Raw genomic sequence first — 19799 nt, forward strand, 5'->3', positions numbered from 1 at the left:
CCGGAGGGTCGCGATGTATTCGGGTGCGTCATCCAGGCCAGGTGCGGTCGCGCGCGGCGTGCGTCGCCACCGCGACGGGCGCACGGCTGTCGCCCAAGACCTGGTCGCGGCCGAGGTGCCGGTGGCCTTCGCCTACAACGACACGCCGTTCGTGGTGATGATGGCCACGCCGGAAGACCTGGAGGATTTCGCGCTGGGCTTCTCGCTCAGCGAAGGCATCGTCGCGGCGCCGGCGCAGCTGCGCATCGAGGCGGTGGAAACCTATCTGGAAGGTGTGTCGCTGCGCCTGCGGATCCCGCCGGCCCAGGCCGCCGCGCTGCAGACTCGGCGCCGCAACCTGGATGGGCGCAGCGGCTGCGGCGTGTGCGGCAGCGAGTCGCTGGAGGCGGTGCTGCGCACGCCGCGTCCGGTGCCGGCCGGCGTGCCGATCGCGGCCGAGGCGCTGGCCCGGGCGCTGTGCGACCTGCGCGCGCGGCAGACGCTCAACGCGCTCACCGGCGCGACCCATGCCGCGGCCTGGGCCGATGCGCAGGGCGAGCTGCAGTTGATCCGCGAGGACGTCGGCCGCCACAACGCGCTGGACAAGCTGATCGGCGCGCTGGCCGGCACCGGCCTCGACCCGGGCGCCGGCTTCGCGGTGGTCACCAGCCGTGCCAGCTATGAAATGGCGATGAAGGCCACCCAGGCCGGCATCCCGCTGCTGGCCGCCATTTCCGCACCCACCGCGCTGGCCATCGCGCTCGCCGACAGCGCCGGCCTGACCCTGATCGGCTTCGCCCGCGATCACGATTACGTCGTCTACAGCCATCCGCAGCGCCTAGCGCAGACCGAACCCGCCGGAGAGCCCGCATGAGCAAGAAGACCATCCAGCCCTACACGCAACCGGCCGGCGGTTGGGGCGCGTTGCGCGCCGTGGCCAAGCACCTGATGGAGCAGGACGTGGCGGTGCAGGGCGCCAAGACCCTGCTGCACGCCAACCAGCCCGACGGCTTCGACTGCCCCGGCTGCGCCTGGCCCGACCGCGACCACACCTCGACGTTCGAGTTCTGCGAGAACGGTGCCAAGGCGGTGGCCGCCGAATCCACCGCACGCCGCGCCACTCCGGAACTGTTCGCCCAGCACAGCGTCGCGCAACTGGCCCGCTACAGCGACTACTGGCTGGAGGGGCAGGGCCGGCTGACCCAGCCGCTGCGCTACGACGCCGAGACCGATCACTACGTGCCGATCGACTGGGACGCGGCGTTCGCGCTGATCGCCCGGCATCTCAATGGCCTGGCGTCGCCGGACGAGGCGATCTTCTACACCTCCGGCCGCACCAGCAACGAGGCCGCCTTCCTGTACCAGCTATTCGTGCGCGAGTTCGGCACCAACAACTTCCCGGACTGCTCCAACATGTGCCACGAGCCGTCCGGCACCGCGCTCAAGGCGCAGATCGGGGTCGGCAAGGGCACCGTATCGCTGCAGGATTTCGAACTGGCCGATGCGATCTTCATCTTCGGCCAGAACCCCGGCACCAATCATCCGCGCATGCTCGGCGAACTGCGCCAGGCGGCCAAGCGCGGCGCGGCGATCGTCTCGTTCAATCCGCTGCGCGAACGCGGCCTGGAGAAGTTCGCCGATCCGCAGGACAAGCTGCAGATGCTGCACAACGGCTCCACGCGCATCTCCTCGGATTATTTCCAGCTCAAGATCGGCGGCGACCTGGCGGCGGTGAAGGGCATCATCAAGCACGTGCTGGAACGCGACGCCGAGGCGGCAAGCAGTGGCCAGCCGCGGCTGCTGGACCTGGAGTTCATCGCGCGCCACACCGTCGGTTTCGAGGCCTTCGCCGCCGAGGTCGCGGCCGAGCCGTGGGACACCATCGTCGAGGAGTCCGGGCTGAGCGAGGCTGCGCTGCGCAAGGCCGGCGAGATCTACCTCAAGGCCGAGCGGCTGATCGCCTGCTGGGGCATGGGCATCACCCAGCACAAGCATTCGGTGGCGACCATCCAGATGATCGCCAACCTGCTCCTGCTGCGCGGCCACCTGGGCCGTCCCGGCGCCGGCGCCTGCCCGGTGCGCGGCCACAGCAACGTGCAGGGCGACCGCACCATGATGATCTACGAGAAGCCGCCGGAGGCGTTCCTGGACCGGCTGCAGGCGGTGTTCGGCTTCGCCCCGCCGCGCGCGCCCGGCTACGACACCGTGGGCGCGATCGAGGCGATGGCCGACGGCCGCGCCAAGGTGTTCTTCGCCATGGGCGGCAACTTCGCCACCGCCACGCCCGACACCGATGCTACCCACCGCGCGCTGCGCCGCTGCGAACTGACCGTGCACGTCACCACCAAGCTCAACCGCAGCCATCTGGTGCACGGCCGCGACGCGCTGATCCTGCCGTGCCTGGGCCGCACCGAAATCGACATCCAGGAGGGTGGGCCGCAGCAGGTCAGTGTCGAGGATTCGATGAGCATGGTGCACCTGTCCGGCGGCATCAATCCGCCGGCCTCGCCGCACCTGCTGTCCGAGCCGGCGATCGTGGCGGGCCTGGCCGAGGCCACGCTCGGCGCGCGCAGTGCGGTGCGCTGGCGCTGGCTGGTGGCCGACTACGACCGCATCCGCGACCTGATCGGTCAGATGTTCGACGACTTCGCCGACTTCAATGCGCGGGTGCGGGTGCCGGGCGGCTTCCGCCTGTCCAACGGCGCGCGCGACCGCGAGTGGGACACGCCCGAAGGCCGCGCGGTGTTCAAGGTGCATGCGGTGCCCACCGACAACCCGATCCACCGCGCGCGCCGTCAGCATCCCGGGCAACTGGTGTTCACCCTGGCCACCACGCGCTCGCACGACCAGTACAACACCACCATCTACGGCCTGGACGACCGCTACCGCGGCGTGTTCGGCGAGCGCCGGGTGCTGTTCATCAACGCCGCCGACATCGCCGACCTGAGCATGCGCGCCGGCGACTGGGTGGACCTGCACAGCCTGTGCGAGGACGGTGTGCCGCGCCAGGCCAAGCGCTTCATGCTGGTCGAGTACAACATCCCGCGCGGCTGCCTGGCGGCCTATTACCCCGAAACCAACGCGCTGGTGCCCCTGTCCAGCTTCGCCGACGAGGCGCGCACGCCGACCTCCAAGTCGATTCCGGTGGTGGTCACTGCGCATCTGGCCGACGCCGCCACAGCGGCCCCGCGCGACATCGGCGTCGCGCTTGTCCGCTGATCCGCTGCTGACCGCGCGTCTGCTGCAGCTGCTGGCCGAGGCGCCGGAGGGCATGGTACTGGCGCGCGTGTGCAAGCGCCTGGAGGTGCGCATGAGCGTGCTGTTGCGCACCCTGGCCTGGCTAGGCGATGCCGAACTGGCCGGGCAGCCGGGGCCGGGTTGGGTGCGGGTGGAGCGGGCGGGCGAGCGCGAGCTGGCGGTGCTGACCGTTGCCGGTCGGGCGGCGGCACAGACGCTGCATGCGGAGGTCGGGCACGACTGAGTCTGCAGGCGCGCGCCGTCTCTGTCTCGCCCTGCGGCGTCGACAGACAGCGCTGCCCGGCGAGCTGCCCGCGTCGCGCGACGCTGCGGGAAACGCCCGGCATGGCCTGTGATGTTCACCACAGCATGCGCGAAAAGCCCTTGGTTTCTCGCGTTTTGACCGGCATTCGCGCCCGCCGACGGTCAAGTTCGCCCGGCCCACGCCGATCACGCCAGCAACGACTGCAGCTTCCGCGTCATGCCGGGCGGAAGGCACGTCGGGCGTCGGTCGCGCTGCCGCGGGCAGCCGCCGATGCCGCACCGGGGACACGCATGGCGAAGCGGCGCATCACGCGCTGGCCGTTCTATTGGGCGGGCAGCGTCCTGTTGTTGGGAATGGCGGCGACGGCGATGGTCGCCATGCAACTGCATCGGGCCAATGCGCGCCACTTGCAGGCGCAGCTCGCCGCGCACGCGCGCGCCACCTTCGACGAGATCGAGGAAGTGCTGTACCGCTATCAGTACGGTTTGCGCGGGATGCGCGGCGTGGTGCTGACTGCCGGCGATGGGTTGAGCCAGGCGCAGGTGCAACGCTATACGCGCAGTCGCGACCTGCGCACGGAGTTTCCGGGCGCGCGCGGCTTCGGCTTCATCCGCCGCGTCACCGAGACCGGGCAGGACGCCTTCGTCGCCGCTGCGCGCGCGGAAGGACGGCCGGGCTTCGGCATCCGCCAGCTGGCGCCGCACGCTGGCGACCGGTTCGTCATCCAATACATCGAGCCGCTGGCGGACAATGCCGCCGCGGTCGGCCTGGACATCGCCTCGGAGTCCGCCCGCCGCGCCGCCGCGCAGGCGGCCGCGGACAGCGGTGCGCCACGGCTGACCGCGCCGATCACCCTGGTGCAGGCCGGCGCGCAGCGTGCGCAGTCGTTCCTGATGCTGCTGCCGGTGTACCGCGATGGCGCGACGCCCGCCGCGCCGGCGCAACGCCAGCGCGAGCTGCTTGGCTGGACCTATGCGCCGCTGCTGATGTCGCAGATGATGCAGGCCCTGCATCCGGATCCGCGATGGTCGGGCATGGCATTGCGCGACCTCGATGCCGCCGATGCGGGCACCTTCTATGCCAGTGCGGCGCAGCCGACCGACGCGCCGGCGCCGGTGGTGGCGCTGCAGCGAGAGGTCATGGGGCGGCGCTGGCAGCTGCGCGTGACCGCGGGGCCGGCATTCCTGGCGGCCAACACGCCGTGGTCGCTGCGCACGGCGCTGTCGCTGGGCGCCGTGCTGAGCGTGCTCGCGTCGGCGCTGGCGTTCGCCCTGTGCAGCAACCGCGTGCGGCGCCGGCAGATCGCCCGCGACCAGGCGAACCTGGTCGCCGTCGTGCAAAGCTCTGCCGACGGCATCATCGGCAAGACGCTCGAGGGCGTGGTCACCAGTTGGAACCGGGCCGCCGAACAGCTGTTCGGCTTCAGCGAGGCCGAGGCGATGGGGCGGCGGCTGGGCGAGCTGATCGTGCCGCCGGAACTGATGCACGAGGAAGAATCGGTGCTGCGGCGGATCGGACGCGGCGAGGATGTGCCGTATTTCGAGACCGTGCGCCGGCATGCCGACGGACGCCTGCTGGACGTGCTGGTCAGCGTATCGCCGATCTACAACGCCGAAGGCCGGCCGATCGGTGCGTCCAAGACGGTGCGCGACATCTCCGAGCAAAAGGCCGCGCGGGCGCAGATCCTGGCCTTGAACGCGACCCTGGAAAGCCAGGTGGCGGCGCGGACCGCCGAGTTGAGCCGCAGCACCGCGATGCTCGAAGGCGTGCTGAGCGCCGCCTCGGAAGTGGCGATCATCGCCACCGACCGCGACGGCACCATCACCCTGTTCAACACCGGCGCCGAGCGCCTGCTCGGTTACCGCCGCGAGGACGTGGTCGGCACGCTGACGCCTGGCGCGTTCCACCTGGCCGAGGAGGTGGCCGCCCGCGGCGCGATGCTGGCCGCCGAGCTGGGGCATCCGGTGGAAGGCTTCCGCGTGTTCGTGGAAAAGGCAGAGCGCGATGGCGCCGATACCTGCGAGTGGACATATGTGCGCCGCGACGGCGCGACCCGCCAGGTGAGCCTGGTGGTGACGGCGATCCGCACCGCACAGGGCGAACTCTCCGGCTACCTGGGCATCGCCCTGGACATCAGCGAACGGCAGGCGGCCGAGCGCTCGCTGGCGCGTAGCATGGCCCTGACCCAGGCGATCCTGGACACCGCGGTCAATCCCATCATTACCTTCGACGCGCGCGGCAAGGTGCGTTCGGTCAATCGCGCCGGCGAACGCGTGTTCGGCTATGGTGCCGACGAACTGGTCGGCGAGGACGTCAGCCGGCTGATGCCCGAGGCGGCGTCCAGCCTGCACGCGGCGGTGGCGGCCGACGTGCCGCCGACGGGCGCGTGGCCGGAGCGCGTCGACAGCGCCCGCGAACTGCAGGCGCTGCGCAAGAACGGCGACGCGTTCGCGATCGAGATCAGCCTCGGTACGATGTGGATCGACGGCGAATGCCTGCTGGTCGGCGTCATCGCCGACATCACCGATCGGCATCGCCAGCGCCAGGCGCTGACCCGCGCGCACGACCAACTGGCGATGGCCGCAGACGCCGCCGAACTCGGCATCTGGACCTGGACCCCGGGCGACGACGCGCTGGAATGCAACGAGCGCATGTACGAGCTGTACGAGTGGCCTGCAGCGCTGCGGGAAAGCGGCCTGCGCTATGCCGACTGGCGGGTGAAGGTGCATCCCGACGACCTCGCGATGACCGAGGCCAGCCTGCAATCGGCGGTGGCGCACGGGACGGTCTACGACCCGGTGTTCCGCGTGCGGCGCGGCGACGGCGGCCTGCGGCATATCCAGGCCGGCGCGCACACCGAACGCGATGCGCAGGGCCGGGTCACCCGGGTCATCGGCATCAACCGCGACATCAGCGCGCAACTGCAGGCCGAGCAGGAGCTGCGCCAGGCCAAGGCGCGCGCCGACGAGGCCAGCCAGGCCAAGTCCTCGTTCCTGGCCAACATGAGCCACGAGATCCGCACGCCGATGAACGCGGTGCTGGGCATGCTGCAGCTGCTGCAGCGCACCGCGCTGGACGCGCGCCAGGACGACTACGTGAGCAAGGCGCAGAAGGCCGGCAAGTCGCTGCTGAGCCTGCTCAACGACATCCTCGACTACTCCAAGATCGAGGCCGGCAAACTGCAGCTGGACCTGCATCCGTTCCGCATCGAGGAACTGCTGCGCGACCTGGCGGTGGTGCTGGCGGGCAATCACCAGCGGCCGGAAGTGGAGATCGTCTACCAGCTCGATCGCGGCATCCCCGACCGGGTGATCGGCGACGCGCTGCGCCTGCAGCAGGTGCTGATCAACCTGGCCGGCAACGCGCTCAAGTTCACCGAGCACGGACATGTGCGCTTGCGCGTGGAGCTGCTGCAGCGGCAGGCGCAGGCGGTGACCCTGCGGATGATCGTGGAGGACACCGGCATCGGCATCAGCGCCGAGCAGCAGCAGCGCATCTTCCACAGCTTCACCCAGGCCGAGGCCTCGATCAGCCGCCGCTTCGGCGGCAGCGGCCTGGGCCTGGTGATCAGCCGGCGCCTGATCGGCATGATGGGCGGCGAGCTGCAGGTGCACAGCGTGCTCGGCGAGGGCAGCCGGTTCTGGTTCGACCTGCCGCTGGTGCTGGACGCGAACGCCGAGGCGGGTACTGGATGCGGCTGCACGCGCCCGCGGCATGTGCTCGTCGTCGACGACAGCGCGCTGGTGCGCGAGGTGCTGACCGATGCGTTGGGCGCATGCGGCTGGCGGGTGGACGGCGTCGCCAGCGGCGAGGAGGCGGTGGCGCGTGCGCTCGCGGCCGAGCGCAACGGCGCACGCTACGACGCCGTGTTGATGGACTGGCGCCTGCCCGGCATCGACGGCGTCACCGCGGCGGCGCAACTGCGCGCGATGTGCGCCGTGCCGCCGCTGGTGCTGATGCTGACCGCCTACCAGAGCGAACTGCTGGGCCAGACGCAGAGCCACGTGTCGCCGCCGTTCGCCGGTCACCTGGTCAAGCCGGTGACGCCGTGCCAGGTGATCGAAGCACTGGAGCGGGCCTGGAACGGCGACGCCAGCATCGCCGCGCCAGCGCCGGCGCCGCAGCGCGTGGCGCGCCTGCCCGGGCTGCGCGTGCTGGTGGTCGAGGACAATGCGCTGAACCGGCAGGTGGCCGAGGAACTGCTGTGCGCGGAGGGCGCGCAGGTGGCGCTGGCCGAGGACGGCCTGTCCGGCGTGCAGTGCGTGCGCGAGAGCGGCCAGGTCTTCGACGTGGTGGTGATGGACATGCAGATGCCGCGCGTGGACGGCCTGGAAGCGACCCGGCGCATCCGCGCCGACGCGCGCTTTGCGCGGCTGCCGATCCTGGCGATGACCGCAAACGCCGCGCAGGACGACGTCGACGCCTGCCTGGAGGCGGGCATGGACGCGCATATCGGCAAGCCGATCGATCTGGAACAGATGGTGGAAGCGCTGCTGCGCCTGAGCGGCCGTACCGCTGCGCCGGCGGCGGCCCCGCAGCCGGCGCCGCCTGTACCGGCTGCGCTCGATGCGATCCTGGCCCGGTTCGGCAACAACGCCGGCCTGTTCGTGCGCATGCTCGATGCTTTCGCCGAGGAGCACCGGATGCTGCTGCAGCGGGTCGACGAGGCGTTGCGGCAGGGCGATGCCGGCGCCAGCGCCGATGCCGCACATGCCTTGAAAGGCAGCGCGGCGACGCTGGGTGCCGCCAACCTGGCGCAGGCCGCCGCCGCGTTGGAGCAGGACGCACGCGGCGGGCACCTGCCCGACGTGGCGGCGACATTGGCGGCGCTGCACGCGGTGGCCGCGCAGGATCTGGACGCGCTGCGCGCCGCGGCCGCGCCGCTGCGCACGCCCACGCCCACGCCGCCTGCCGCGACGAACGCCATGAGCGAAGCGCCCCTGCAGCCGTGGTTGCGTGCGCTGGAACCGCTGCTGCGTCAGTCCGACCTGGCCGCGCTGACCCTGCTGGCCCGGGCACCGCCGGCCATCGCCGGCGCCCAGGCCGGCGACGCGCTGCGGCTGCGCGAGCAGGTGCAGGCGCTGCGTTTCGACGACGCCCTCGTCACCCTGAACACCTTGTTGGAGACCGCTTCCCCATGAGCGATTTCGCTGCCTACCGACGCCTCGCCCCGCAGGGACGGCGCCCGCGTGTGCTGATCGTGGACGACCAGCCGATCAACATCCACGCGCTGCACGAACTGCTGCGCGACGCCTGCGAGGTCAGCATGGCGCTGGATGGCGCGCGCGCCCTGGCCTTGTGCCAGCAGCAGCCGCCGGACCTGGTGCTGCTGGACGTGATGATGCCGGAGCTGGACGGGCTGCAGGTCTGCCGTCGGCTCAAGGCCGACCCGGCGACGGCGGACATTCCGGTGGTGTTCGTCACCGGGCAGGATGCGCCGGAGGACGAGGTCGCCGCGCTGGAGGCCGGGGGCGCCGATTTCATCAGCAAGCCGGTGCAGCCGGTGGTGGTGCGGGCGCGGGTGCAGAACCATCTGATCATGAAGCTGCAGAGCGACCTGTTGCGCGAGGTCGCGCTGCTGGATGGGCTGACCGGGGTGGCCAATCGTCGCCGGTTCGACGAGGCCCTGGGCACGCACTGGCAGGCCTGCCTGCGCGAAGGCAAGCCCTGCGGGGCGCTGATGATCGACGTGGACTACTTCAAGCGCTACAACGACCACTACGGCCATCAACTCGGCGACGGCTGCCTGCGCGCGGTCGCCCAGGCGCTGGCCGGCTGCGTGCTGCGTCCGCACGATCTGCTGGCCCGCTACGGCGGCGAGGAATTCGTGGCGCTGCTGCCGGGCAGCGAGGCCGAGGGCGTGCGCGAGGTGGCGCAGCGCATGCTGCAGCGGGTCGCCGAGCTGCAGCTGGCGCATGCGGCTTCGCCGCTGGGGCCATGCGTGAGCATCAGCCTGGGCGGTGCGGTGGCGCTGCCCCAGGCCGAGACCAGCGCCGCGCAGTTGCTGGCGCAGGCCGATGCGCAGCTGTATCTGGCCAAGCAGGGCGGGCGCGCGCGGGCCAGCGTGGCGTGAGGCGCCGCGCAGGCGATCGTTGCCAGCGCAACCAAGCGCGTCGCAGCTTCGCCGATCTGCCAGAATCGACCGGTTGCCCGTCGATACCGCCTCCATGACCGCTGCCGCGTCTGCCGTTCCGCCCGTCAACTCGCCGCGTCGCGTGCTGCTGGCCAGCCTGGTCGGTACCACCATCGAGTTCTTCGACTTCTACATCTACGCCACCGCCGCGGTGCTGGTGTTCCCCAAGCTGTTCTTTCCCGAAGGCGATGCCGATGCGGCGCAGCTGCAGTCGCTGGCGACCTTCGCCGTGGCCTTCGTCGCGCGGCCGCTGGGGTCGGCGCTGTTCGGCCATTTCGGCGACCGGATCGGGCGCAAGGCCACCCTGGTGGCGGCGCTGCTGACCATGGGCCTGTCCACCGTGCTGATCGGCCTGCTGCCCAGTTACGGTCGCATCGGCCTGTGGGCGCCGGCGCTGCTCGTGCTGTGCCGCTTCGGCCAGGGCCTGGGCCTGGGCGGCGAGTGGGGCGGGGCGGTGCTGTTGGCCACCGAGAACGCGCCGCCGGGCAAGCGCGCCTGGTACGGCATGTTCCCGCAGTTGGGCGCGCCGCTCGGCTTCCTGCTGTGTTCGGGCATCTTCCTGCTGCTGGGGGCGCTGCTGGACGAGGCGCAGTTCCTGCGCTGGGGCTGGCGCATTCCGTTCGTCGCCAGCGCCCTGTTGGTGATCACCGGGCTGTGGGTGCGCCTGCGCATCCACGAGACCCCGGACTTCCAGCGCGCCCTGGACCGCAACGAGCGCGTGCGCCTGCCGATGCAGACGGTGCTCTCGCAGCACATCGGCGCGACGCTGCTGGGCACGTTCGCGGTGCTGGCGACCTTCGTGCTGTTCTACCTGATGACGGTGTTCGCGCTGCAGTACGGCACCAAAACGCTGCACTACAGCCGCGAGCAGTTCCTGCTGCTGCAGATGGTCGGCATCCTGTTCTTCGCCGCGGGCATCCCGTTGTCGGCGTGGTATGGCGACCGCCGCGGCACGCGCCCGGCGATGCTGGTGGCCAGCGTGGCGATCATCGCGTTCGGGTTGCTGTTCGCGCCATTGTTCCAGGCCGGGCAGCCGTGGCAGGTGCTGGCCTTCCTGGCGCTGGGCTTCTTCTTCATGGGCCTGACCTACGGGCCCTGCGGCACGCTGCTGGCCGAACTGTTCCCGGTGCCGGTGCGCTACACGGGCGCCTCGCTGGCGTTCAACCTGGCCGGCATCGTCGGCGCGGCACCGGCGCCGTATGTCGCGGTGTGGCTGGCCAAGCAGTACGGCCTGCCGTGGGTCGGCTACTACCTCAGTGCGGCGGCGCTGCTGACCTTGCTGGCGCTGCTGGCGATCAGGCGGCCGCGTCGCTGAGCGTCTGCGGCGTCGAGGGTGCGTATTCGACCCGATTGCGGCCGCCGGCCTTGGCCAGGTACAGGTGCTTGTCGGCCTCGGTCAGCAGCGGATGCAGGGTCTGCCGCTGCGGGCCGCTGCTGCTGACGCCGATGCTGATGGTCAGGCGCAGGGTCTGCGTGCCGACCGGGATCCTGAGGTCGGCGATGCGCGCGCGCAGGTTCTCGAAGTAATCGGTGGCCGCGGCCGCGTCCAGGCCCGGCACCAGCATGCAGAACTCTTCGCCGCCGAAGCGCGCCACCATGTCCTGCGGGCGCGCGTGCGCGGCCAGGGTCGCGGCGACCGCGCGCAGCGCCTCGTCGCCGGCCTCGTGGCCGCAGGTGTCGTTGATGTGCTTGAAGTGGTCGATGTCGAGCATCGCCACGCTGACCGGTTCCTGCCGTGCCAGCCACTGCGGCAGCATGCGCTGGCTCTGTTCGAGGAAGTGCCGGCGGTTGGGCAGGCTGGTGAGGAAATCGCGCGTGGCCAGGTCCTGCAGGGTGCCGATCAGCTCCAACTGGTCCACGTTCTGCGAGACCCGGCAGAAGAACTCCTCGCGCGAGAAGGGCTTGCGCAGGAAGTCGTTGGCGCCGTTCTTGAGGAAGCGCGGCACCAGCGAGGGATCGTTGTTGCCGGACAGGCCGATCACCGCCAGCATGTCGCGTGCGCGCAAGGTGCGCAGCCGGCGGGTGAATTCCACCCCTTCCATGCCCGGCATCTCCTGGTCCACCACGGCCAGGCGGATCGACGGGTTGGCTTCGATCGCGCGCAGCCCGGCGGCGCCGTCGGCGGCCTCGACCACGCGGTAGCCATACATCTTCAGCAGCGAGGCGGCGTAGGCGCGCGCCGACGGCGAGTCGTCCACCACCAGCGCGGTGATGGCGCGATTGCGCGCCAGCCGCTGCACCAGCCAGGCCAGGTAATCGATGCTGTCCGGCGCATTCTTCAGCACGAAATCGATGATCTGCTGGGTCAGGATGCGCTTGCGCAGGCCTTCGTCGTAGACCCCGCTGACCACCACCGTGGGCAGGCCGCGTGCGACGAAGAAGTCCACCACGGTGTCGCGGTCGCCATCGGCCAGCACCAGCCCGGTCAGCGCCAGGAACCAGGAGCCGCCGTCGTCCAGCGCGGCGGCCGCCTCGGCCAGGGTGGAGACCACCACGACCGGCAGTTCGACCCGTTGCGCGATCGCCGCGCGCAGCAGGTCGGTGAAGGTCCGCGAGTTTTCCACCAGCAGGATGCGCTGCTGTGCGGGGCTGCCGTCGGGGGCGATCGGGGCGATCGACAACGGGTGCGACATGCGTGCCTCGCGGGCGGCAATCCAGGGGTGGAACCCGGTTAGCGGCCGCGCGCGCGCAAACTTGAGGGTGGCGCGGGCGCGTCGCTGGCTACCACAGCGCGTCGCGCAGCTTGTACCAGGACATCGCCGCCACCAGCAGCGGCGTGCGCAGCAGGCGGCCGCCGGGGAAGGGCGCGTGCGGAATCCGCGCGAACACGTCCAGCCGCTGCGCCTGCCCGCCGATCGCCGCGGCGATGACCGCGCCGGCCAGGCCGGTGGCGGCCACGCCGTGGCCGGAGAAGCCCTGCGCAAAGTACACGTTCGGGGTCAGCCGACCCCAGTGCGGGGCGCGGTTGCGGGTGATGTCGACGTAGCCGCCCCACACCGAGTCCATCTCGACCTGGCGCAGCTGCGGGAACACCCGGCGCATGCGCCGGGTCATCACCCCGCGCAGGCCGGGCGGCGGCAGCGAGGAATAGCTGGCGCGGCCACCGAACAGCAGCCGGTGATCGCGGCTGAGGCGGAAGTAGTCCAGCGCCCAGTTGACGTCGGCCACCGCCATGTCGTTGCCGATCAGCTCGCGCGCCAGCGCCTCGCCCAGCGGCGCACTGGCGCCGATGTAGGTGCCGACCGGCATGATCCGCGATTCCAGTTCCGGGGCGATGCCGCGCAGCCAGGCATTGCCGGCGAGGATGGCGAACTCGCCCTCGACCTCGCCGTGCGCGCTGCGCAGGATCGGCCGCGCGCCGCGCACCAGTTGCGTGACCGGCGTCTGCTCGTGGATGCGCACGCCGGCCGCCAGCGCCGCCCGCGCCAGGCCACGCGCGTACTCCAGCGGATGCAGGTGGCCGCTGGCGGCGTCGTACATCGCCCCCAGATAGCGCGGGCTGCGCAACTGCGAGTGCAACTGCGCGCGGTCCCACCATTGCAGCGGATAGTCGTAGCGCTGCGCCATCTCGATGATGCCGGCGCGCAACGCGCGTTCCTGCCGCGGCTTGATCGCCACGTGCGCATGCCCGTCGCGCCAGTCGCAGGCGATGCCGTGGCGGGCGATGCGGCTGCGCAGCAGGTGCATGCCGTCGCGCGAGAAATCGAACAGCAGCCGCGCATCGTCCTGGCCGAGCAGGGCTTCGAGGGTGTGCTGCTCGCAGCCGTAGCCGACGATGGCCTGCCCGCCGTTGCGCCCGGACGCGCCCCAGCCGACCCGCTGCGCCTCCAGCACCACCACCCGATACCCGGCCTCGGCCAGCGCCAACGCCGCACTCAGCCCGGTATAGCCGGCGCCGAGGATGCACACGTCGGCGCGTACCTGGCCGCGTAATGGTTCCAGTTTCGGGAACGGCGCGGCGCTGTCGAGGTACCAGGAAGCGCCGGGAGTCGGGAATTGGGAATTGGGAATCGGAGAAGCGTTGGTCATGGTGGCGAACCGTTGCGATGACCCAGGCACACCACGCGCCGGGCTGCAGGCGCATTCGCGGTGCCTGCTTTCGATTCCCGTTTCTCCATTCCCGATTCCCAGCCTTCAAACCGTGCGCAAATACCAGCGATAGTCCACATCGCTGACCTGCGCCTGGAAGTCCAGCAGCTCGCGGCGCTTCTGCTGGCCGTAGATATGCCGGAAGCGCGTGCCGAAGTAAGTGGCGGCAAAATCGCTGTCCAGGAAACGGGCGATCGCGCCGCGCCAGTCCGGCTCGCGTGCGGGGTGCTGGGCGTAGGCATTGCCCTGCGTCGGCGGGCCCGGATCGAGACCTTGCGCCAGGCCGTGCTCGATGCCGGCGAGTACCGCCGCGGCGACCAGATAGGGGTTAGCGTCGGCGCCTGCGATGCGGTGTTCGATGCGGGTGTTGGCCGGGTCGCTGTGCGGCACCCGCATCGCCACGGTGCGGTTGTTGAAGCCCCAACTGTCGTTGAGCGGGACGAAGGCGTTGGCGACGAAGCGCCGGTAGCTGTTGGCGTGCGGGGCGAACAGCAGCAGGCAGTCCTCCGCGCTGTGCTGCAGCCCGCCGATGGCGTGGCGCAAGAGCGCGGCCGGCGCCTGCGGGGTGCAGGCGAACACGTTGTCGCCGGCACTGTCCAGCAGGCTCACGTGCAGGTGCAGGCCGCTGCCGGACTGCGCGGCGAAGGGCTTGGCCATGAAGCTGGCGAGCAGGCCCTGCTGCTGCGCGATCGCCTTGATCGCGCGCTTGAGCAGCACCGCATCGTCGCAGGCGGCCAGCGCGTCGGCGCGGTGCTTGAGGTTGATCTCGAACTGGCCCGGCGCGTATTCGGCGACCGCGGTGTCGGCCGGAATGCTCTGCGCGCGGCAGGCCTGCGCGACCGCGTCGGTGAAGCCGCGCTGGTCGTCCAGTTCCTGCATGTAATAGACCTGGGTGCTGTCGCTGCGCAGCCCGCTGTGGGTGTGCAGCGGCGGCTGCGGGCGGCCCTGCGCATCGGCGTGCGGGTCGAACAGGTAGAACTCCAGTTCCACCGCGATCACCGGCGTCAGCCCGCGTGCCTGCAGCCGCGCCAGCACCTGCGCCAGGACCTGGCGCGGGGCGAAGTCGAGCGCGCCGCCGGCGCCGTCCTGCATCGTCAGCAGCACCTGCGCCGACGGCACCGGCGCCCACGGCACCGGCCGCAGGCTGCCCGGCACCGGGAAGCACAGCCGGTCCTCGTCGCCGATGTCGTAGCCCAGCCCGGTTTCCTCGACGGTGTTGCCGGTGATGTCGGTGGCGATCAGTGACATCGGCAGGCACACCCCGTCGCGGTAGACCTTGTCCAGCGCGTCGCGGGCGATGCGCTTGCCGCGCAGCAGGCCGTTGCAGTCCGGCAGCAGCAGGTCGATCTGCTCGCAGCCGGCGATGCACTGCAGGGTCTGGGCGTCGTCCGGGGGCAGCAGCGGAGCATCGTGCATGCGGGTCATCGCGGCGGACTGCGGGAGTGTTTCGAGCTTAGCAGAGCGCCATGGCGTCAAGAATACTCAACAGCCGCGGGGCGCGCTGTGCCAACGGTCGGCCGCACTGTCGTCACGCTGCGGCAAGATTTCACGGTGTTGCATGCGCAATGTGGGCGCCGCGCATGCAGTCTGTGCCGCGTTCCGAAGTGCGTCGTGTTGTAAAAATAAAACGCCCGCGGTAACTTGCGACGACGCCACACGAGTTCTTCGCATGGCCGTATCGCCCCTGGTCGGCGTGCCGACCGACCGCAAGCTCATCGGCCAGCATCCGTTCCTGACCGCGGGCGAAAAGTATCTGCGTGCCGCCGTCGATGGTGCGGGGGTGACCCCGGTGCTGCTGCCGTCGCTGCAGCCGCCGGTCGATGCCCGTGCCTGGCTGACCCGGCTCGATGGCCTGCTGCTGACCGGTGCGGTCAGCAACATCGAACCGCATCATTACAGCGACGAGCCGAGCTGGCTCGGCAACCTGCACGACCCGGCGCGCGACGCCAACACGCTGGACCTGATTCCGCAGGCGATCTCGCTGGGCCTGCCGATTCTGGCGATCTGCCGCGGCTTCCAGGAGATCAACGTCGCCCTCGGCGGCACCCTGCACCAGAAGGTGCATGCGCAGCCAGGGCTGTCCGATCATCGCGAGGATCCGCAGGCGCCGCTGGAGGCGCAGTACGCGCCGGCGCACGAGGTGACACTGAGCCACGGCGGCTGGCTGGAGGAGATCGCCGGCCGCGACCGGGTGCGGGTCAACTCGCTGCACGGGCAGGGCGTGGCCCGGCTCGGCGGCGACCTGATCGTCGAGGCGCTGGCGCCGGACGGCCTGATCGAGGCCTTCCGCGGCATCGGCCCCGGCTTCCTGCTCGGCGTGCAATGGCATCCGGAGTGGCGGGTGCTCGACGACGCGTTCTATCTCGGCATCTTCCAATCCTTCGGCGACGCCTGTCGCCACTATGCGGCTACCCGCAGGCATTGAGTCCCATGGCCAGTCGACCCCGATCGCGCAAGCACACGCCGGAACAGCAGGAAAGCTCGCTGCGGCGCTGGCTCAAGGAACGCCATATCACCGAAGTCGAATGCCTGGTGCCGGACATCACCGGCAACGCCCGCGGCAAGATCATTCCTGCCGCCAAGTTCTCGCACGACTACGGCACGCGCCTGCCCGAGGGCATCTTCGCCACCACCGTCACCGGCGATTACCCGGACGACTATTACGACCTGACCTCGCCGTCGGATTCGGACATGCAGCTGCGCCCGGACCCGGACACGGTGCGCATGGTGCCGTGGGCCGCCGACCCCACTGCGCAGGTGATCCACGACTGCTACACCAAGGAAGGCAAGCCGCACGAACTGGCGCCGCGCAACGTGCTGCGCGGCGTGCTGGCGGCGTATGCGGCGATCGGCTGCAAGCCGGTGGTGGCGCCGGAGCTGGAATTCTTCCTGGTGCAGAAGAACACCGACCCGGACTTCCCGCTGCTGCCGCCGGCCGGCCGTTCCGGACGCCCGGAGACGGCGCGGCAGTCGTACTCGATCGATGCGGTCAACGAGTTCGACCCGATCCTGGACCTGATGTACGACTATTGCGACGCGATGGAACTGGACGTGGACACGCTGATCCACGAATCCGGCGCGGCGCAGCTGGAGGTCAACTTCACCCACGCCGACGCGTTGTCGCGTGCCGACCAGGTGTTCCTGTTCAAGCGCACCATGCGCGAGGCGGCGCTGCGCCACGGCGTCTACGCCACCTTCCTGGCCAAGCCGATGGAGAACGAGCCGGGCAGTGCGATGCACATCCACCAGAGCCTGGTGGACAAGCACGGCAAGAACGTCTTCAGCGGCCGCCGCGCCGGCGAGTACAGCCGCACCTTCGCCCATTACCTGGCGGGCCTGCAGAAGTACGTGCCGATGGCGATGGCGTTCTTCGCGCCGAACGTCAACTCCTACCGCCGGCTGATGTTCGGCGAGGTGTCGCCGAGCAACGTGCTGTGGGGCTTCGACAACCGCACCTGCGGCCTGCGCGTGCCGATCGACACGATCGAGAACATGCGCGTGGAGAGCCGCTTCGCCGGCTCCGACGCCAATCCCTATCTGGCGATGGCGGCGACGCTGGCCTGCGGCTTGCTCGGAATCCGCGAGAAGCTCGAGCCGACCGAGCCGACCACGGGCAGCGGCAAGGAGATGGGCTATCAGTTGCCGCGTTCGCTGGGCGAGGCGCTGGACGAGCTGGAGCGTTGTGCGCCGTTGCAGGAGTTGCTGGGGCCTCGCTTCGTGCGGGCGTACATTTCGGTCAAGCGCAAGGAGTACGAGACGTTCTTCCGGGTGATCAGTTCGTGGGAGCGGGAGTTTTTGTTGTTGAACGTGTGAGTTCCTGGTGGCTTTGGTGGCTCGCGTGACGCATCGTTTGCGACGAAATTGCCTACGCTCTGCAGCAGATTCGATCCTGCAGTTGCAGTTGCAGTTGCAGTTGCAGTTGCTGTTGCTGTTGCTGTTGCTTCGGTTGTTGCTTTTGACTTACCGGGTTCCCTTCCGAAGCGGCGGCCATCGCGGGGAAAAACCCGAAGGGCGGCGTACATGGATGTACGCCGTCCGCGGCAGGGGCAGGATGCCCCTTCCGCGGATCCCCGTGATGGACGCGGACCCGGAGCGCGCAGCGCGGAGGGCGCGAAGGCAGGGCGCGCTTTCTTTTGGTTACCTTTTCTTTGCGCGAGCAAAGAAAAGTAACTCGCCCGCAAGGGCGAAAGCCTTTGCTGTTGCTTCAAGCTTGAGTGTCAGACGAGAAGAACTGTAGGAGCGGCTTCAGCCGCGACAGACACGGCTGATCGCCTCGGTCGCGGCTGAAGCCGCTCCTACAATTTGGCCATGGCGGAAGCATCCTCAAAAGCAAAGCTTTCGCCTGGCGGCGAGTCACTTTTCTTTGCTTGTGCAAAGAAAAGTAACCAAAAGAAAGCACACCCTGCCTCGCGCCCTCCGCGCTAACGCGCTCCGGGTCCGCGTCCATGCCGGGGATTCGCGGAAGGGGCATCCTGCCCCTGCCGCGAACGGCGCACATCCATGTGCGCCGCCCCTTCGGGGTTTTTCCCCGGCACGGCCGCCGCTTCGGAAGGGAACCCGGTAAGTCAAAAGCAAAAGCAAAAGCAAGAGCAACAGCGAGAGCAACAGCAGCAGGAGCAGCAGGAGCAGCAAAGCTTGGCCGCGTTGCGGCCTTGGTACCAACATTGGAGTGGACATGGACCCGATCGACACGCGCGCCCTGCAGGACCTGGATGCCGCGCACCACCTGCACCCGTTCAACGACAACGCCGCCCTCGCGCAGAAAGGCACCCGCATCCTCACCCGCGGCGACGGCGCCTACGTCTGGGATGCCGACGGCAACCAGTTGCTGGACGCCTTCGCCGGCCTGTGGTGCGTCAACGTCGGCTACGGGCGCAAGGAACTGGGCCAGGCCGCCGCGCGGCAGATGGAACAGCTGGCCTACTACAACAGCTTCTTCCAGTGCACCACCGAACCCACCATCCGCCTGGCCGCCAAGCTCGCCGAACTGGCCCCGGGCGATCTCGACCATGCCTTCTTCACCAATTCCGGCTCCGAGGCCAACGACACCATCCTGCGCCTGGTGCGGCACTTCTGGGCCGTGCAGGACCAGCCGCAAAAGACCATCTTCATCGGCCGCCACGACGGCTACCACGGCACCACCATGGCCGGCGCCAGCCTCGGCGGGATGAAGGGCATGCACCGCCAGGGCGGCCTGCCGATCCCCGACATCCACCACATCGATCCGCCGTACTGGTTCGGCGACGGCGGCGACTTGGACCCGGAGGAGTACGGCCTGCTGGCCGCGCGCAGGCTGGAGGACAAGATCCTGGAACTGGGGCCGGAGCGGGTGGCCGCGTTCATCGGCGAACCGATCATGGGCGCGATCGGCGTGTACATCCCGCCGCGCAGCTACTGGCCGGAGATCGAACGCATCTGCCGCCGCTACGACGTGCTGCTGGTCGCCGACGAGGTGATCTGCGGCTTCGGCCGCACCGGCGAATGGTTCGGCTCGCAATACTTCGGCTTCCAGCCGGACGTGATGACCATCGCCAAGGGCATCACCTCCGGCTACATCCCGCTCGGCGCGGCGATGTTCGGCACCCGCGTGGCCACGGTGCTGAAGGAGCAGGGCGGCGAACTGGCGCACGGCTGCACCTATTCCGGCCACCCGGTGTGCGCGGCGGTGGCGCTGGAGAACCTGCGCCTGCTGCAGGACGAGGGCATCGTCGAACGCGCGCGCAGCGAGATCGCGCCGTATCTGGCGCAGCGCTGGGCCGAGTTGGGCGAGCACCGGCTGGTCGGCGAGGCGCGCATCGTCGGCATGATCGGGGCGCTCGAGCTGGTGCCGGACAAACCGCGTCGGCACTACTTCCCCGAGCGCGGCAAGGTCGGCGCGCTGTGTCGCGACAACGCGCTGCGCCGCGGCCTGATCCTGCGCGCCACCCACGATGCGATGCTGCTGTCGCCGCCGCTGATCCTCAGCCGTGCCCAGGTCGACGAACTGTTCGACAAGGCCTGGCTGGCGCTGGAGGACACGGCGCAGGCCCTGGGCAAATAGCCCGGCGCTGGGTAGTCTGGACTGTCCCCGGACCGGCGCGCGTCGCCGATCCTTCC

Annotated in this window: 12 protein-coding genes; 9 read left to right on the plus strand and 3 right to left on the minus strand. The window is 69.9% G+C overall.

What is annotated here, in order from left to right; genetic code table 11:
• Positions 1-13: 13 nt before the first annotated feature.
• From fdhD to J7357_RS01725, 6 genes are all read left to right on the plus strand, one after another.
• Complete coding sequence (gene fdhD, locus J7357_RS01700) at positions 14-853, plus strand: formate dehydrogenase accessory sulfurtransferase FdhD (RefSeq protein WP_209244395.1); 840 nt, start codon at positions 14-16, stop codon at positions 851-853.
• Positions 850-3198 carry an FdhF/YdeP family oxidoreductase gene (locus tag J7357_RS01705; RefSeq protein ID WP_209244397.1) on the plus strand — a complete coding sequence of 783 codons (2349 nt, stop codon included), beginning with the start codon at positions 850-852 and terminating at the stop codon, positions 3196-3198. The genes fdhD and J7357_RS01705 overlap by 4 nt, the downstream gene beginning before the upstream one ends.
• A complete protein-coding gene (locus J7357_RS01710) occupies positions 3188-3460 on the plus strand; it encodes a hypothetical protein (RefSeq protein ID WP_209244399.1) in 273 nt (90 codons plus the stop codon). Before J7357_RS01705 ends, J7357_RS01710 begins: the two co-directional genes overlap by 11 nt.
• 311 nt (positions 3461-3771) lie before the next feature.
• A complete protein-coding gene (locus tag J7357_RS01715; protein WP_209244401.1) occupies positions 3772-8622 on the plus strand; it encodes a PAS domain S-box protein in 4851 nt (1616 codons plus the stop codon).
• On the plus strand, positions 8619-9554 hold the full coding sequence (locus tag J7357_RS01720) for a diguanylate cyclase (RefSeq protein WP_209244411.1): 936 nt from the start codon (positions 8619-8621) through the stop codon (positions 9552-9554). The genes J7357_RS01715 and J7357_RS01720 overlap by 4 nt, the downstream gene beginning before the upstream one ends.
• Positions 9555-9648: 94 nt before the next feature.
• Positions 9649-10929: an MFS transporter gene (locus J7357_RS01725; RefSeq protein WP_209244413.1), complete on the plus strand. Its 1281-nt coding sequence runs from the start codon at positions 9649-9651 to the stop codon at positions 10927-10929.
• Here the strand turns inward: J7357_RS01725 and J7357_RS01730 are convergent.
• The 3 genes from J7357_RS01730 to J7357_RS01740 all read right to left on the minus strand — a co-directional run bounded on the left by J7357_RS01730 (position 10910) and on the right by J7357_RS01740 (position 15128).
• A complete protein-coding gene (locus J7357_RS01730) occupies positions 10910-12247 on the minus strand; it encodes a diguanylate cyclase (protein WP_209244415.1) in 1338 nt (445 codons plus the stop codon). The genes J7357_RS01725 and J7357_RS01730 overlap by 20 nt on opposite strands.
• Positions 12248-12335: 88 nt before the next feature.
• Complete coding sequence (locus J7357_RS01735; RefSeq protein WP_209244417.1) at positions 12336-13643, minus strand: FAD-binding oxidoreductase; 1308 nt, start codon at positions 13641-13643, stop codon at positions 12336-12338.
• A gap of 105 nt (positions 13644-13748) precedes the next feature.
• Positions 13749-15128 (minus strand): glutamine synthetase family protein, encoded by a 1380-nt coding sequence (locus tag J7357_RS01740; RefSeq protein ID WP_209244419.1) that lies wholly within the window; start codon positions 15126-15128, stop codon positions 13749-13751.
• A gap of 244 nt (positions 15129-15372) precedes the next feature.
• On the opposite strand from J7357_RS01740, the gene J7357_RS01745 reads away from it, so the two are divergent.
• The 3 genes from J7357_RS01745 to J7357_RS01755 all read left to right on the plus strand — a co-directional run bounded on the left by J7357_RS01745 (position 15373) and on the right by J7357_RS01755 (position 19743).
• Positions 15373-16128: a gamma-glutamyl-gamma-aminobutyrate hydrolase family protein gene (locus tag J7357_RS01745; RefSeq protein WP_209244422.1), complete on the plus strand. Its 756-nt coding sequence runs from the start codon at positions 15373-15375 to the stop codon at positions 16126-16128.
• Positions 16129-16133: 5 nt separating this feature from the next.
• A complete protein-coding gene (locus J7357_RS01750; RefSeq protein WP_209244424.1) occupies positions 16134-17516 on the plus strand; it encodes a glutamine synthetase family protein in 1383 nt (460 codons plus the stop codon).
• A gap of 862 nt (positions 17517-18378) precedes the next feature.
• Positions 18379-19743, plus strand: coding sequence for an aspartate aminotransferase family protein (locus tag J7357_RS01755; RefSeq protein WP_209244426.1), 1365 nt, complete (start codon positions 18379-18381; stop codon positions 19741-19743).
• Positions 19744-19799 lie beyond the last annotated feature (56 nt).

Source organism: Xanthomonas sp. D-109 (assembly GCF_017746095.1).
Classification (GTDB): Bacteria; Pseudomonadota; Gammaproteobacteria; order Xanthomonadales; family Xanthomonadaceae; genus Xanthomonas_A; species Xanthomonas_A sacchari.

Coding starts and splice junctions, on each gene's coding strand:
- fdhD (WP_209244395.1), top strand. CDS start 14: ATGTATTCGGGTGCGTCATCCAGGCCAGGTGCGGTCGCGCGCGGCGTG.
- J7357_RS01705 (WP_209244397.1), top strand. CDS start 850: ATGAGCAAGAAGACCATCCAGCCCTACACGCAACCGGCCGGCGGTTGG.
- J7357_RS01715 (WP_209244401.1), top strand. CDS start 3,772: ATGGCGAAGCGGCGCATCACGCGCTGGCCGTTCTATTGGGCGGGCAGC.
- J7357_RS01720 (WP_209244411.1), top strand. CDS start 8,619: ATGAGCGATTTCGCTGCCTACCGACGCCTCGCCCCGCAGGGACGGCGC.
- J7357_RS01725 (WP_209244413.1), top strand. CDS start 9,649: ATGACCGCTGCCGCGTCTGCCGTTCCGCCCGTCAACTCGCCGCGTCGC.
- J7357_RS01730 (WP_209244415.1), bottom strand. CDS start 12,247: ATGTCGCACCCGTTGTCGATCGCCCCGATCGCCCCCGACGGCAGCCCC.
- J7357_RS01735 (WP_209244417.1), bottom strand. CDS start 13,643: ATGACCAACGCTTCTCCGATTCCCAATTCCCAATTCCCGACTCCCGGC.
- J7357_RS01740 (WP_209244419.1), bottom strand. CDS start 15,128: ATGACCCGCATGCACGATGCTCCGCTGCTGCCCCCGGACGACGCCCAG.
- J7357_RS01745 (WP_209244422.1), top strand. CDS start 15,373: ATGGCCGTATCGCCCCTGGTCGGCGTGCCGACCGACCGCAAGCTCATC.
- J7357_RS01750 (WP_209244424.1), top strand. CDS start 16,134: ATGGCCAGTCGACCCCGATCGCGCAAGCACACGCCGGAACAGCAGGAA.
- J7357_RS01755 (WP_209244426.1), top strand. CDS start 18,379: ATGGACCCGATCGACACGCGCGCCCTGCAGGACCTGGATGCCGCGCAC.